At 69.7% G+C, this 14,131-nt stretch carries 12 protein-coding genes; 7 read left to right on the top strand and 5 right to left on the bottom strand.

Going from position 1 to position 14,131, the window contains the following annotated elements; genetic code table 11:
* The first annotated feature begins 444 nt into the window (after positions 1–444).
* The 5 genes from ACFU5O_RS21075 (at position 445) to ACFU5O_RS21055 (ending at position 7,812) form a co-directional block, all read left to right on the top strand.
* On the top strand, positions 445–2,061 hold the full coding sequence (locus tag ACFU5O_RS21075) for a N,N-dimethylformamidase beta subunit family domain-containing protein (RefSeq protein WP_384242578.1): 1,617 nt from the start codon (positions 445–447) through the stop codon (positions 2,059–2,061).
* A 68-nt stretch (positions 2,062–2,129) separates the two neighbouring features.
* The gene (locus tag ACFU5O_RS21070) at positions 2,130–3,485 is read left to right on the top strand and encodes an LCP family protein (RefSeq protein WP_384242576.1); all 1,356 of its coding nucleotides are present in this window, start codon (positions 2,130–2,132) and stop codon (positions 3,483–3,485) included.
* A gap of 250 nt (positions 3,486–3,735) precedes the next feature.
* Positions 3,736–6,138 carry a SpoIIE family protein phosphatase gene (locus ACFU5O_RS21065; protein WP_384242574.1) on the top strand — a complete coding sequence of 801 codons (2,403 nt, stop codon included), beginning with the start codon at positions 3,736–3,738 and terminating at the stop codon, positions 6,136–6,138.
* Positions 6,026–6,754 carry a WhiB family transcriptional regulator gene (locus ACFU5O_RS21060; RefSeq protein WP_384242572.1) on the top strand — a complete coding sequence of 243 codons (729 nt, stop codon included), beginning with the start codon at positions 6,026–6,028 and terminating at the stop codon, positions 6,752–6,754. Before ACFU5O_RS21065 ends, ACFU5O_RS21060 begins: the two co-directional genes overlap by 113 nt.
* Before the next feature lie 155 nt (positions 6,755–6,909).
* Positions 6,910–7,812 (top strand): Ku protein, encoded by a 903-nt coding sequence (locus ACFU5O_RS21055; RefSeq protein WP_384242569.1) that lies wholly within the window; start codon positions 6,910–6,912, stop codon positions 7,810–7,812.
* Between the two features lie 198 nt (positions 7,813–8,010).
* On the opposite strand, the gene ACFU5O_RS21050 is transcribed toward ACFU5O_RS21055, so the two are convergent.
* The 3 genes from ACFU5O_RS21050 to ACFU5O_RS21040 form a co-directional block, all read right to left on the bottom strand.
* Positions 8,011–8,199 (bottom strand): DUF6381 family protein, encoded by a 189-nt coding sequence (locus ACFU5O_RS21050; protein ID WP_384242567.1) that lies wholly within the window; start codon positions 8,197–8,199, stop codon positions 8,011–8,013.
* 299 nt (positions 8,200–8,498) lie between these two features.
* Complete coding sequence (locus ACFU5O_RS21045; protein ID WP_384242565.1) at positions 8,499–9,281, bottom strand: aminotransferase class IV family protein; 783 nt, start codon at positions 9,279–9,281, stop codon at positions 8,499–8,501.
* Between the two features lie 159 nt (positions 9,282–9,440).
* Positions 9,441–10,298, bottom strand: coding sequence for a slipin family protein (locus ACFU5O_RS21040; RefSeq protein ID WP_384242562.1), 858 nt, complete (start codon positions 10,296–10,298; stop codon positions 9,441–9,443).
* Positions 10,299–10,693: 395 nt separating this feature from the next.
* Here ACFU5O_RS21040 and ACFU5O_RS21035 point away from each other — a divergent pair, with 395 nt between their 5' ends.
* A complete protein-coding gene (locus ACFU5O_RS21035) occupies positions 10,694–11,068 on the top strand; it encodes a VOC family protein (protein ID WP_384242560.1) in 375 nt (124 codons plus the stop codon).
* 273 nt (positions 11,069–11,341) lie between these two features.
* Here the strand turns inward: ACFU5O_RS21035 and ppk2 are convergent, their stop codons facing one another.
* On the bottom strand, positions 11,342–12,319 hold the full coding sequence (ppk2, locus tag ACFU5O_RS21030; protein ID WP_384242558.1) for a polyphosphate kinase 2: 978 nt from the start codon (positions 12,317–12,319) through the stop codon (positions 11,342–11,344).
* Positions 12,320–12,866: 547 nt separating this feature from the next.
* Positions 12,867–13,070 carry a cold-shock protein gene (locus ACFU5O_RS21025; protein ID WP_108953368.1) on the bottom strand — a complete coding sequence of 68 codons (204 nt, stop codon included), beginning with the start codon at positions 13,068–13,070 and terminating at the stop codon, positions 12,867–12,869.
* A 289-nt stretch (positions 13,071–13,359) separates the two neighbouring features.
* Between ACFU5O_RS21025 and ACFU5O_RS21020 the strand changes: the two genes are divergently transcribed.
* Complete coding sequence (locus ACFU5O_RS21020; RefSeq protein ID WP_384242555.1) at positions 13,360–14,121, top strand: restriction endonuclease; 762 nt, start codon at positions 13,360–13,362, stop codon at positions 14,119–14,121.
* Positions 14,122–14,131: the final 10 nt, after the last annotated feature.

Below are 14,131 nucleotides of genomic sequence, written 5' to 3'. Positions count from 1 at the left end.
GAACCGACCCGGACGGTCATGCTGTTGTCCCCGCGTCGGCCGGCGGATCCGGCAGCCGGGCACGCAGGACGTACGCGATCATCTTACCGATCCGCGGCCGGACGGTCGCCGCCGTCAGGTCACGACGACGGCCACCCGGGAGCCTTGTCGCAGCAGCAGCAGCAGCAGGAGCAGCAGGCGGCGCCGGCGGGTCCGACTCGCCCTCATCCGGTCGTGGACGGCGCCGGGGCTCCTCCTGCCGGGGCTCCGTCTTCATGTGGTCCCGTGCGCGTAGTGCCGCCAGGCCTGAGGTGCGCAGACGCGAGGTCCGGACCAGGACGACCTGCCCGCGCAGGGGCGCGCGGCACGCGAGGCGCGCCCGGGTCCTCCCGCGTGCGCGCGTTGCGGGTTCGGCTCGTCTAGAAAGAGGGCCCACACACAAGCTCGGCATACCCGGGGGACGCGATGGCGCAGCGCGGCAGTGCGTGCGGTGCGGGAGACCCGGAGCTCCCGGGGCGCAGATGGCTGCTGGGGCTGGCGCCCGCCGCTTTCGTCTCGTCATGGCCGTGGCTCCGCGGGCCGTCGGTGTCGGTCGCGCAGCCCGGTGACGTGGGCGAGGGGCCATTCCGGAAGCTGCCGGAAGGGGACGGGATCGACGTACGCGCCGAGAACGCCCGCCCGGGAGACCCTGACTGGCGGATCACCCGGGCGGGCCCGGCTCGTGCCGTCGAGGGCTTCGCCGAGCGCGTCAGTGTGCGCCCGGGCGAATCCGTCGCGCTGCGCGTCTCCACGACGGCCGCGTCGTACAGCGTTTCTGCGTACAGGATGGGGTGGTACGGGGGAGCGAGGGCTCGTCTCGTGTGGCGCTCGGGCAGTCTGCCGGGAGTGCTCCAGCCTCCGGCGCTGCTGGACGCCGATACGCGGACGGCGCGTGCCGACTGGCGGCCTACCGCAGAAGTGGACACCACAGGCTGGCCGGAGGGCTGCTACCTGCTGCGGCTGGACGCAGAGGACGGCCGCGGGCAGCGGTTCGTACCGCTCACCGTCCGGTCCTCCTCGGGAGCGGGCCGGATGGTGGTGACCAACTCGGTCGCCACCTGGCAGGCCTACAACCGGTGGGGCGGCCCCGACCTCTACAAGGGGACGACGGGCAAGAAGGCTTCGCGATCCCTCGCGGTGTCCTTCGACCGTCCCTACGCCGGCGGTCACGGCGCCGGTCAGTACCTGGTCTACGAGGCTCCACTGGTCGCGCTGGCGGAGCGGCTGGGACTGCCGCTGGCCTACGCCACGGGAGTCGACGTGGCCCGTGATCCGCGGTTCCTCAACAGGGCCTTGGCCATGCTCTCGCTCGGGCACGACGAGTACTGGAGCCCCGAGCAGCGACGGCACGTGGCGTCGGCGCGCGACAGCGGTATGAACCTGGCCGTCCTCGGAGCCAACTGCTGCTACCGGCGGGTCCGCTTCGAGCCGTCCGCCGTGGGTGCGGACCGGATCGTGGTCTGTTACAAGGACGACTACGCCAAGGACCCCGGCTTCGTCCTCGGAGGCCCGCCGACGAACGACTACCGGCGCCGGCCTGCGCCCGATCCGGAGAGTTCGCTGCTCGGAGTCATCTACGACGGCTATCCGGTGGACGCGCCGTTCGTGGTCTCCCAGCCTGACCACTGGCTGCTGAAGGGCGCCGGTGCGCGCCTCGGCGACTCCTTCCCCCACCTGGTCGGCGTCGAGTACGACCGCGTGAACACCGCGTACCCCACGCCTCGGCCGATCGAGATCCTGGCGCACTCTCCCGTGGTGTGCAAAGGACGGTCCTCGTACGCCGACATGGCCTACTGCTCACTGCCGGGCGGAGCGGGCGTCTTCGCCACGGGCACCATGCGCTGGGTGGAAGCGCTGGAGGCGACCGGGCCGGGCGGGGGAAAGGCGAACCACGGACTGGACGGGCGCGCGGGGGAGTTCACCCGCACCGTGACGGCGAACGTCCTGAACGCGTTCGCGCACGGCCCGACGGGGCGTACCAGACCCGCGCGGGACAACGTGGCCCTCCACTACGGGGACGATCCGGCGTTCACCGGCGCGTAGCGCGGGCTCACGCGCCCGCTCCCGATAACGTCACCTCCGGCCAAGCCCGCACTTTCCGGGGGTATGTGATGCGTCGTCCCATCATCGGTCTGACCCTGCTCGCGAGCCTTGCCCCGGGATCCTGGCTGGGCGCGCAGGCCCTTGCGACCGCAGGCGCACCGGCGGGCCGCGAGGGCGGTCACGGCACGAACATCCTGGTCGTCGGCATCGACAGCCGCACCGGACTGTCGGCGGCCGAGAAGCGGCGTCTCCATGTAGGTGGCGAAGGCTGCGACTGCACCGATGTGATGATGCTCGTGCACCTGTCGGAGGACCAGCGGCGCGTCGGCGTCGTCTCCATCCCGCGCGACAGTTATGTCGAGTACGCCCCTTCCGGTGACCCCGCCGGCCCCGTCCGCCGCGGAAAGATCAACGGCGCATTCAAGATCGGCCGCGGCCCGCTCGCCGTACGCACCGTCGAGAAGGCCACGGGTCTGCACATCGACCACTACCTCGAGACCGGCTTCACCGGCTTCGAGCAGGCGGTCGACAACCTGGGCGGCGCGACCGTGTGCACGGACAAGCCCCTCAAGGACGAGAACTCCGGCCTCGACATCGCCGCCGGAACCCATCATCTCGACGGGAACCGGACGCTGCGCTACGTCAGGGCCCGGCACATCAACCGTCCGGGAGACCTCGGCCGGGTCCGCCGCCAGCAGCGCATGCTGGCCGACATGCTGGCGCGCCTGACCGACGAAGGCGCGCTGGCCGGTCCCCTCAGCGCGGCGCACACGGCTCACAAGCTGCTGAAATCCGTACGCACCGACGAGCGGACCGGTCTGGACGACCTCGTCCGCATCGGCTGGGCACTGGGTCGGCTGCCGGCGAACCGCACCGAGTTCGCCACCGTACCGATCTCGGACTTCGACCACCGCGTGCCCGGCGTGGGCTCCACCCTGATCTGGCACAAGGCCCGCTCCGCGGCCCTGTGGGACGCTCTGCGCGCGGACCGCCCGATCACCGGCGACACACGCATCCAGCCCGCGCCCAGGACCCCCGCCGCCACCAACCCCGCCGGCATCGAGGTCCGGGTGGACGACGCCGCGGTCGCCAAGGCCCTGCGGCGCAACAAGTTCGTGGTGACGGACGCCTCGGCCTCCGCCCCGCCGGTGCGGCACACAGGCCCTCCTGTCATCAGCTACCCGGCGGGCCGTGAAGCGGATGCGTCCACGCTGGCCGCCGCCCTGCCGGGCTCACACCTGCGTGCGCTCCCTCAGCACGACGCCGTCTTCGATGTCTCCGTCGGCTCGGAGCCCGTCGTGGTCAAGACCGTCACCTACGACCGCAATGTCGCCGAAGGCGCCCCCGTCAGGGCTGACGACCTGCGCTGCGCCGGTCCGGCGGCGGCACCGCACTCCGAGGACCGCCGACTGCCGGCCGGCTGACCGCCGGCGCGGGCGCTCCCGTTCCGCGGTGGTGGTGTGTCCGCCGGCGTCGCCGCCGACAGGAACTCCCACGAGTGTGCAGTCCCCCACAGCGCGGGTCTCACTCCCTTGGCGGAACCTCGGCTGCGACCAGGTCCTGGCGTCGCCCGCTGCCCGGCGCGGGGCCGAGCGCACGCCCGGTCCGATTGGTTGCGCAGAGTCAGCATCAGGCGGATTGTGGAACCTGATGAAACAGGCCGGTGAGGGCGTCATGAGCTACGCAAGGCAGGCGACCGGGGACGCCGACTTCCGTGGCCCTCTGGACGTCACGAAGGCCGCCACGTTCGTGCTCGACGAGCAGGACACCGTCATCGGCTGGAGTCCGGCAGCTCAAGACCTTCTCGGTTACGCGCCGGCCGAGATCATCGGTCGGCCGGTCGGCACCTTCCTGACAGCCGCGGCCCCGGCCGGATCCGCATCCGCGCAACAGGGCGCCGGGAAGCCGGTCCTGTCCCTTCCCGAGCGCGATGTGCGTGTTGCCGTGCAGCGCAACGGTCACCGTCTGCGACTCGTCACCGCGGTCTGTCATCTGTCCGGACCCGGGCCGGCGGAGCGCGTCGTCGTGGCCGCCGAACACGAGCGGCTCAGGGAGTGGGAACCCCGGCTGGCCATGTTGCACGGCCTGGCCACCCAGTCACCTGTCGGTCTCGCCATCTACGACACCGACCTGCGTCTCGTCTGGTGCAACGCGGTTTCCGAGGAGGAGCTCGGGCAGCCGCTGGCGGAAGTCCGGGGCGTGCCCGCCGAGGAACTCTACGAGGGCGCATTCGTGACACCGGGCTATCCGGAGACACTCGGCGCGGTGATGCGCCACGTGCTGGACACCGGAGAGCCGTTCCTCGACCTGCACTTCCGCGGGGAGCAGCCCAGCGACCCGGGCAAGGATCACCTTTGGTCCTGCTCCTACTACCGGCTGCAGGACGCTGACGGCCAGGTGATCGGAGTCTGCGAGGACGCGTTCGACATCACCGACCGTTACGAGGCACAGCGCCAGCTGAATCTGCTGGTCGAGGCCGGTCGTCGCGTCGGAACCACGCTGGATGTCACCGTGACGACCGACGAACTGGCCGAGGTGGCGGTGCCGGAATTCGCCGAACGTGTCGAGGTCGACCTCGCCCCGGACGTGCTGGTGGGCGGAGTGCCCGGTCGCACCGGCCCGGCCGGACACGTTCTGATCCGTACCTCCTCCCGTTCGGCCGGACCCGACGGCACAACAGAGGCGGTGGGGGCGCGGAAGCAACCGCCGCGTCCGGTGGAGTACCCGGAGGGCTCGCCCCAGCACCGCAGCCTCGCCTCCGGCGGGCTCGTGCTCGAGGACCACACGCTGGTCGTGCCGCTGCGCGCGGGGGGCAGCGCGCTGGGCCTCGTCACCTTCGTACGCGGCAGTGGGTCGCGCGTCTTCGACAGCGGAGCGGTCGCGGTGGCGGACGAGCTGGTCACCCGTGCCGCGGTGTCCATCGACAACGCTCGCCGCTACACCCGTGAACGGGCAGCGTCCCTGGCTCTCCAGCGGCAGCTCCTGCCACAGCATCTGCCGCCGAACTCGGCGGTCGAGCTGGCTCATCGCTATCTGCCCACGGACCATCTGAGCGGTGTCGGCGGCGACTGGTACGACGTCATTCCGCTGTCCGGAACGCGCGTCGGGCTCGTGGTCGGGGACGTGGTCGGGCACGGGCTCCACGCGGCGGCCACCATGGGACGCCTGCGTACGACCGTACGAGCGCTCGCGCCCATGGACATGCCCCCCGACGAACTCCTCAAGCGGCTCGACGATCTCGTGGGGCAGCCGGCGGAGGACGGCGGCGGGGAACTCGGCGAGTCGCCCGGCAGTGACGATGTCGCGGCCGGAGCCACCTGTCTCTACGCGATCTACGACCCGGTGTCACGGCATTGCACCATGGCCCGAGCGGGCCATCTGCCGCCCGTGGTCGTGGAACCCGGGGGACGTGTCAGCTTCCTGGATCTTCCGGCCGGCCCACCCCTGGGGCTGGGCGGGCTGCCCTTCGAGTCCCTCGAGGTCGAGCTGCCCGTGGGAAGTCTCGTGGCCCTCTTCACCGACGGTCTGGTCGAGTCGCGCGATCGGGACATCGACAAGAGGCTGGAAATCCTGGGGAGGGTCCTCAGCGAGGGTTCGAGTTCCCTGGAGGATCTCTGCGACCGGGTCATCTCCGAACTTCTTCCGGACGGCACGACCACCGATGACACCGCTCTCCTGTTGGTCCGCACCCGCGAGCTCGACATCAGCAGGGTCGCCGACTGGGACCTGCCGGCGGAACCGGTCGCTGCCGGCCAGGCGCGGGAGCTGGTCGCCCGCCGGTTGAGCGACTGGGGGCTGGGCGAGCTTGTGTTCTCCACCGAGCTGATCGCCAGCGAGCTGGTCACCAATGCGGTGAAGCATGCCGAGGGTCCGTTGCACCTGCGGCTCATCTACGACCGCACCCTCGTATGCGAGGTCGCGGACGCGGGGCACACCACCCCCCACCTGCGCCACAGCGCGGACGATGACGAGGGCGGCAGAGGACTGTTCATCGTCGCCCAGCTCGTCCAGCGATGGGGAGCGCGATACAGCCACTGGGGCAAGACGATCTGGACGGAGCAGGCACTGCCCACCTGACGGCCGCCGCCCGGCGCGCCCGGTCCGACAGCCGTCCGACCTGCGGAGGAAGTGTCGTCCTTCCCCGCTGTCGGTGCTCGGCACATCGCGACAAGACGGTTTCTTTACCTTTCTTTGCCGAACAGGACGCGCTGACGCCCGTATAGAAGGGCGGATCCGGAAGGCAGTTCGCGCTCCGGCGCCCAATGCTCAACGTCGTTCTGGGGGTTCACTCATGAGTCTTGCCGTCTCCGTTCGCCTTGCTGACCCTCGTATCCCGTTCCCTCACACGGATAACCCGCCCGCGTGCAGTACCGACCCCGAGCGGTTCGTTCATGGGCACGGCGAGAACGGCCCGAAAGTGCAGGAGCAGTTGGATGCGGCTCGTGCGCTGTGCTCGACCTGCCCTGTCGTGCAGGACTGCCTGCGGTGGGCACTCGCCAATCCGTCCCTCACCCCGACCGGCATCTGGGCTGCGACCACGGCCCGTCAGCGCAACGTGCTGCGTGCGCGGCTGAGCGGCCGGCTGGGCGAGGACTGGGTGGCGACGGTCGCCGAGGAGGTTCGCCGGGAGCGGTACGAGCTCGGGGGACGGCGCCTTCGGCACACGGATCGGCAGAACGCGGTCGCCGCGTGAGATGCGCCGTGCCGTGCCGTGCCGTGTCGGCCCTCGGATCTCTTGTTGCTCCCGAATCGGGTGAACACTCACCCGTCGTCGACGCCGGGACTGTGGTGTCCCAGGAAATCTGAGACCCTACATGGACAACCCCCAGGGGGGCCTGGAGGTACGTCATGCCACGCCCTGTATGGAGCGGCGCGATCTCGTTCGGTCTGGTGACAATCCCGATCAAGCTGTTGCCCGCGACCGAGAACCGCAGTGTGCGGTTCCGGCAGATCCACCTCGCCGACATGGGTGCGGTCCGGAACAAGAAGATCTGCGAGATCGAGGGCAGAGAGGTCAGTCAGGCCGAGATCGGCAAAGGCTATGAGCTGCCGGGCGGCGACACCCTGGAGATCACCGAGGAGGAACTCGACGCCATCCCGCTGCCCACCGCGAAGGCGATCGATATCGAGGCGTTCGTTCCCGCGGAGTCCATCGACCCGATCAGGATCGGTGACGGCTACTATCTGGCCGCCGACGGGCCGGTTGCCGCCAAGCCGTACGTACTGCTCAGGAAGGCCTTGGAACGCAGCTCGAAGGTGGCGGTCGCCAAGATGGCCTTCCACGGCCGCGAGCGGCTCGGCCTCCTCCGTGTGGTCGGCGATGCGATTCTGATCCACATGATGCGGTGGCCGGACGAGATCCGCAGTCCGCAGGAACTGGCGCCCAAGGAGACCGAACTGGACGAGCATGAGCTCGAGGGCGCACTGGCTCTGATGGACACGATGACCGCGGACAGCATGCCTGATCTGCATGACGAGTACCGGGAGTCGCTCGAGGCCGTCATCGCGGCCAAGGCGGAGGGCAAGGCGCTCCCGGAGCCCGAGGAGCGGGAGAAGCCGGCCGGGCAGGTCGTCGACCTCATGGCCGCGCTCAACGCCTCCGTCGCCGAGGCGAAGGAACGTCGTGGCGATGCGACGGTGCACGAGATGCCGAAGAAGACGGCCAAGAAGGCCGCGGCGAAGAAGACGGCCAGGACCGCGAAGAAGACGACCGCCAAGAAGACCGCGAGCCGGAAACCGCGCAGCGCCTGACCAGGCGCTCAGGGTCGTCGGGCGGGACGCGGCGCCGCATGCCCGTTCCATGGTGGTCTGCCAAGGTGCGCCGACGTGTCACGTCGGGTTCGGGGCACGGGACGGGACGTCGAGCGGGCGGTGTGTCACGGCCGGACGGCCGGCGGCCCCGCACGCGTCCGGCGCGGCGGAGCCTCCGGTCGGTGTGCTGGTGGCTGTCTACTCCATCGGGTCCATGCCGCGGTCCGTACCGCTTTCCCGTCGGCTCTGCTCTTCCATCTGCCGGGCCCTCTCGCGCAGCCGCTCGCGCTCCTCAGGGTCGGTGGCGCGGTCCGCAGCTTCCTTCAACTGCTGTGCCTGCCTGCGCATCTGCTGGGCACGTTCGCCGGATTCGCCTGCAACGCTCATGATCACTCCTCGGCTCTCTGGTTGGAGCGGGCCCCACCAGCGAAACAGTGCCTGCCCGGTCGTGCATCTCGAACGATTTACGCGCCGCTGTCCCGGCCGATGCGACGAGCCACGACCGACGTGGACGCGAGGCCGGCGGGATCGGCAGGGGTTCGGCTGCGTAGATCACTTCGCAGGTGACGGGGGGCGACCTCGCACGGGCCGAACAGGAAGAGTCCCGGGGAAGTTGGCCACGGGGCGCCTTCGGTGCACGCCGACCCACCCGCCAAGGGAGTAGGGGCCTACGTCACGGAGCGCCACTACAGGCGCTCCGGGGGAATGGCTGCGTGTACCTCGCGCAGCGTGGCGAGTACTGCGTCGTCGACCGGGAACGCCACCTCGTCGACGGCACTGAGCGTACGTACACCGACCGATGCGTTCGTGGCGAAAGCGGCCCGCATGGCTCGCAGTTCACCCGTCCGCACCGGACGCGTGACGCTGCGGTCGTGGGCCGCCTGGAGCAAACGCATGGTCACACCCGGCAGCACGTCGGCCTCCGGCCACACCACCGTGCCGGCCTCGTCGACGAAACCGGTGTTCCAGGTGGTGCCTTCCGAGATCCGGCCATCGGATTCGACGAACAGGGCATCGTCGAATCCCGCCAACTGCGCCTGCCGCCGCATCCTGAGCTGACCGAACAGCGCGACGTGCTTCACCTCGGCGGCGTCGCGGTGAAAAGGCAAGCACGTCACCCGGAGCGGGGGCGGAGACAGCGCACCGGCGGAACGGGTCGTGACGAGCACATGAGGTTCCGCTTCGCGGGCCGGGTTGAGCATGTCCAGCGCAGGATCGAAGACGGTGACGCGAACGTTGAAGGCGCCGGCTCGCTCACCGACTTCACGCCGGATGCAGTACAGGACCCGCTCGGGATCGAGCTCGGCCCCGAAAACGGTGTCGCTGTCCCGGACCAAGCGGTCGAGGTGCAACGACAGCCCGCGGACGGCCCCGTTCTCCACACGCATGGTTGTGAAATGTCCGTAGTTCGTCAGGGCGAGCGCCTGCAGGTCGTCGACCGACGCGGGCGCTCCATCGACAGTGGCCATCCGGCAAGTGTGGCATCGCACGATCACCGTCGAACGTCTTGAGGCCCCCTACCATGCATGGGAGGGTTCCGGGCGGTCTCCCACCGCACACCCCGTGCGGTGGACGGCACTCGTGGCTGCGCGCGTTCCGCGCGCCGCCCGGCGCGCCGTCCACGACACTCACGGTTGAACGAGCGGGTCCGTCACACTGTCGTGCCGAGCGGCGGGCACACCGTCTGCGGTCGGAACGGGGTCCGCGGCCGCGGGCTCGGTCCCGAGGTTCCGTGCGGCTCGGTCGAAGTAGCGCAGCAGCTCCACCGGGAAGGGCATGACGAGTGTGGAGTTCTTCTCTGCGGCGACCTCGACCACCGTCTGCAGCAGCCGCAGCTGCATGGCTTCCGGCGTGTCGGCCATGATCCTTGATGCGTTGGCCAGTTGCCGCGCGGCCTGGAACTCACCGTCCGCCGTGATCACGCGCGCCCGCCGTTCGCGCTCCGCCTCGGCCTGGCGCGACATCGACCGCTTCAGGGACTCCGGAAGCTGTACGTCCTTGATCTCGACGCGGTCGATATGCACACCCCAGCCGGCGGCCGGGCTGTCGATCATCAGGGCAAGCCCCTCGTGCAGCCGTTCACGGTCCGAGAGGAGATCGTCCAAGTCGCTCTTGCCGATGATCGAACGCAGCGAGGACTGCGCGACCTGCCCCACCGCGAACACATAGTCCTGCACCTCGATCGCGGCCCGCAGCGGGTCGGTGACCCGGAAGTAGACGACGGCGTCGACCTTCACCGACACGTTGTCCCGGGTGATGCCCTCCTGCGTCGGGATCGGCAGGGTCACCACCTGGACGTTCACCTTCCGCATACGGTCGGCGAAGGGGATCAGGAAGGTGATGCCGGGCTGCCGGTACTCCGGCAGCGCCTTGCCGAGGCGGAACACAACACCTCGGTCCACCTGATTGACCACCCGCATCCCGCCGCGCAGGACGAGCAGAACGAAGACGACAACAACCACGGCTCCGACCACAGCGCCATCCATGGCACGCACTCCTTCATGAGTTGGGTCCGACACGCGTCAGGACGGCAGCGGGGCAGCTGCGGATGCGGTCACGGCGTCAGGAATACGTCAAATCTCCGAAAGAGCAGCCACGAGGGCAGGCCGGCCACCCGGGTCCGGCTGCCGGTGCGGCCTGTCGGCGGATCGTGCCGAGTTCCTCGCGGATCCGGGAGCGCAGCCAGGCGGGGTCCCGGGACGACGAAGCAGTTCGCCGTGACGAGCGCCCGCTGAATCGGGCAACCGCACCCGAGCAACGACGAAGGCCCGACAGGGAATCCGGCCGGGCGGGGCCGTCCGGTGCGCGCCGACCTGGACCGAAGGCGTCGAACATGCCTCAGGTCCGAGGCGTTGTCAGTGCCGTGTGTCACGCTCGCCTCATGTTGGAGCACATCTCGGTACAGATGACAGACCCTGCGGCCGGCGCCGCCTTCTACGACCGCGTGCTCGCGACGCTCGGCGGCAAGCGGTTGATCGAGCTCGAGGACGGCACGGTGATCGGGTACGGCACCACACAGCCGACCTTCTGGATCGGTCCGGCGACGACGGGCGGTCAGCCGCGCGAGGCGCATCTCGCCTTCACCTCGCCGGACCGTGCCGGAGTGCGCGCGTTCCATGCGGCAGCCGTGGAGGCGGGGGCTGAGGTGCTGCACGAGCCACGGGTGTGGCCCGAGTACCACCCGACGTACTACGGGGCGTTCGTCAGAGACCCGGACGGAAACAACGTGGAGGCCGTTTGCCACACCCCCGAGTAGGCAGCGGGTTCAACGCTCACGCTCGTGGTCGCTCCGGCAGGTGAGGCGGAGCCGTCAGGAGGGGCTCCGCACGCCAAGGAACCGGCCAGGCAGGTTGGTTGGGGCGGGTGCGCGGTGGAACTCCGTATCCCGTCGGTGCTGTCCACGGGCATGCACTCGACCGGTGACAGTCCGATGAGCGGCCGTCACCGGTCGCGGGCCTCTGCGCAACGGGCCGGCGACCGGTGACGGAACCGAACCCGGGTCGGAGCAGCGGAGTGCGGCGGGTATCGGCTACACGGTCCCGGGCCGCTCGGCGGGGTGATCGCCCGGCGCGACCGAGGGGTGGGCGAGCGGGGTCGGGGACAGCTCGCTGGCGTCCTCGCCCGGCTCCAGGAGGGTGTCGGCGGCTCCGACGACCCATGGGTCGGGTTCGCCGACTGCTTTCTCGTCCTTGCTCGTGTAGTCGAAGCGCGACAGCAGGCTGCGCATGGCCTCCAGCCTGCCCCGGCGCTTGTCGTTGGACTTGACCACGGTCCAGGGGGCTTGAGCCGTGTCGGTGGCGCGGAACATGTCGACCTTGGCCGCGGTGTAATCGTCCCAGCGGTCCAGGGAGGCGACGTCGGTGGGGGAGAGCTTCCACTGCCGCACAGGATCGACCTGGCGGATGGCGAAGCGGGTGCGCTGCTCGGTTCGCGACACGGAGAACCAGAACTTCACCAGCAGGATTCCGTCCTCCACCAGCATGCGCTCGAACAAAGGGCACTGGTGCAGGAACGTCTCGTACTCGTCCTTGGTGCAGAAGCCCATGACCCGCTCGACGCCGGCCCGGTTGTACCAGGAGCGGTCGAAGAAAACGATCTCGCCCGCCGACGGCAGATGAGCCACATACCGCTGGAAGTACCACTGGCCGGCCTCATGCTCCGTGGGCTTCTCCAGGGCCACCACCCGGGCACCGCGCGGATTGAGCCGCTCGGTGAAGCGCTGGATCGTGCCGCCCTTGCCTGCGGCATCCCGGCCCTCGCAGATCACGACGAGGCGCTGACCGGTGCCCTTGACCCACCGCTGCAGCTTCAGCAGCTCGATCTGCAGCACCCGCTTCTGCCGCTCGTACTCGCTGCGTCGCACCTTGTTCTCGTACGGGTAGTTCTCACGCCACGTCTGGATCGGACAGCCTGTCGCGTCGAGCAGCACCGGCTGCTCCGGCCTGCTCTCGTCGACCGTCAGGCCGTCGAGCAGCTCCGCGGCCTCTCGTTCTCGGGGGTCGTTCACGGGTGCCTTCTTCTCGCGTTCGTCCTCTGCATGCGTTCGTCCGGGGAGATTTCTGCGGGGCCCCGGCCGCGCAGGCCCCACAGAGGGCCTTGAGTCATATGCCGCAGGTCCGGGCAGTTCGCGGTCCGCCACACGTCGAACGGCACGGCTGCATTCGTGGAAATGAATGCGGATCGACGGGACAAAAGGTCGGACCTCGCGTTTCTGGCGCAATTCTGTGAGGTCAGATGCATCATCGATGAGAAAAGGGCCGGTAAAAGATGATATCTCCGAGCCTTCATCTGAGCGAGATGTGCGGCGCAGGCGGAACGGTACGGTCGCGGTCACCGCCTGCCGTCGGTCGTGAGCAGCACGGCCGTCGCACGCGATCCGGCAACCTCAGGGCCGGCCGAGGCGCCAGGGCACGTACCCCGGGGACAGGGCGCCGGGGTCGGGGCCGGGCCGGAGCGGAAGAGGTCCACCTCGGGCCGGCCGGCCCGCCGCGCACCGGCGGCTCCCGCACACACCATGCAGGCGCCGCCGGTCCGGGTGTCGCTCAGCCCGTCGTTCAGCCGCGGACGATGTTCTCCGCCTGCGGGCCCTTCTGCCCCTGCGTGATGTCGAACGTCACGGCCTCGCCCTCCACGAGCTCTCGGTAGCCGTTACCCGAGATGTTCGAGTAGTGGGCGAAGACGTCCGGGCCGCCACCGTCCTGGGCGATGAAGCCGAAGCCCTTTTCGGAGTTGAACCACTTCACGGTGCCGCTGGCCATGCTTTTTCCTTCTTGTTCATCCATCAAGTGGCCCGGGGCCCGGGCCACTCCGGCGCCCGCCACGGGCGTCCGCCTCAGTACTACCCCCGACCGCACCGGCCGTACACGGGTGTGAAGGACCTGTTTCCGGAGGTCGGGCCGACCGGCCGGTGGGTGACCGGCGGCGGCCGCGGGTTCGGTCGCCTTCACCGGTGGGCCCTGGGATTCCTGCTGTTGAAGTGGGGTGCCCGGGGCATACGGCAGCCATGAGTGATCTTGGTGCAGACGTGCGCGGAGGTGGATGCCGCATATGACCGTTCCTCGTGGAGGGCCCGAACGTGCTGAGCGGAGAACGGCGTTCAGCCTTCGTCAGTCGGTCCTCTTCTTCGGCCTGGTCGCCATCGCGCTGTGCGCGGTCGGGCTCACCGTGAAACTCGTCGTGCGGGCGGCCGGAGAACACCCTGGGGCCGCGGTGGTCGCGACCGCCGCGGTCTGCACGGCAGCGGCACTGCTGCGAACCGCTCGCCGGCGTCGTGCCGTGGGCCGGGTCGCCGACGGTCTTGTCGACCTCACGCATGAGATCGCCGCACAGAGCGGGCCGGACCTGGAGCGGCGGACGGGCGCGCCGGTGCTGGAGGTGGACGAGCATGAGGAATCCATCGATGCCACCGACTACGCGGCCATGGACCCGTCGGTCTTCGAGCAGTCCGTGGCAGCCCTGTGTGAGCGAGACGGCTGCCGGGGCGTCCAGGTCGTGGGCGGGGCGGGGGACCTCGGTGCCGACATCATGGCCACCACGCCCGACGGACGCAGCATCGTCATCCAGTGCAAGCGCTACGGACCCGTCAACAAAGTCGGCTCGCAGGACGTGCAACGCTTCGGGGGCACCTGCTTCGCCGTTCATGAGGCGGACGTGGCAGTCGTCGTGACCACCGGCGAGTTCACGCAGCCGGCGCTCGAGTACGCCGAGCACTGCGGTATCCGTTGCTGGGACCTTCGGCGCCTCGTCGCGTGGAGCGACGGTTCCGGCCCCCTGCCCTGGGACGAGGTCGACGGGGAGGCCGCCCGATGAGAGGGTGCGG

Origin of the sequence: Streptomyces sp. NPDC057445 (assembly GCF_042802855.1) — a bacterium.
In the GTDB taxonomy this organism is placed as follows: domain Bacteria; phylum Actinomycetota; class Actinomycetes; order Streptomycetales; family Streptomycetaceae; genus Streptomyces.
Note: the sequence above shows the minus strand (reverse complement) of the source record. Positions and strands in the feature narration are given on the sequence as shown.

What these genes read in the sequence shown, in the direction of transcription:
- ACFU5O_RS21040 (WP_384242562.1), bottom strand. Translation starts at nt 10,298, where the DNA reads ATGGATGGCGCTGTGGTCGGAGCCGTGGTTGTTGTCGTCTTCGTTCTG.
- ACFU5O_RS21070 (WP_384242576.1), top strand. Translation starts at nt 2,130, where the DNA reads ATGCGTCGTCCCATCATCGGTCTGACCCTGCTCGCGAGCCTTGCCCCG.
- ACFU5O_RS21055 (WP_384242569.1), top strand. Translation starts at nt 6,910, where the DNA reads ATGCCACGCCCTGTATGGAGCGGCGCGATCTCGTTCGGTCTGGTGACA.
- ACFU5O_RS21075 (WP_384242578.1), top strand. Translation starts at nt 445, where the DNA reads ATGGCGCAGCGCGGCAGTGCGTGCGGTGCGGGAGACCCGGAGCTCCCG.
- ACFU5O_RS21035 (WP_384242560.1), top strand. Translation starts at nt 10,694, where the DNA reads ATGTTGGAGCACATCTCGGTACAGATGACAGACCCTGCGGCCGGCGCC.
- ACFU5O_RS21025 (WP_108953368.1), bottom strand. Translation starts at nt 13,070, where the DNA reads ATGGCCAGCGGCACCGTGAAGTGGTTCAACTCCGAAAAGGGCTTCGGC.
- ACFU5O_RS21060 (WP_384242572.1), top strand. Translation starts at nt 6,026, where the DNA reads ATGACGAGGGCGGCAGAGGACTGTTCATCGTCGCCCAGCTCGTCCAGC.
- ACFU5O_RS21020 (WP_384242555.1), top strand. Translation starts at nt 13,360, where the DNA reads ATGACCGTTCCTCGTGGAGGGCCCGAACGTGCTGAGCGGAGAACGGCG.
- ACFU5O_RS21065 (WP_384242574.1), top strand. Translation starts at nt 3,736, where the DNA reads ATGAGCTACGCAAGGCAGGCGACCGGGGACGCCGACTTCCGTGGCCCT.
- ACFU5O_RS21045 (WP_384242565.1), bottom strand. Translation starts at nt 9,281, where the DNA reads ATGGCCACTGTCGATGGAGCGCCCGCGTCGGTCGACGACCTGCAGGCG.
- ACFU5O_RS21050 (WP_384242567.1), bottom strand. Translation starts at nt 8,199, where the DNA reads ATGAGCGTTGCAGGCGAATCCGGCGAACGTGCCCAGCAGATGCGCAGG.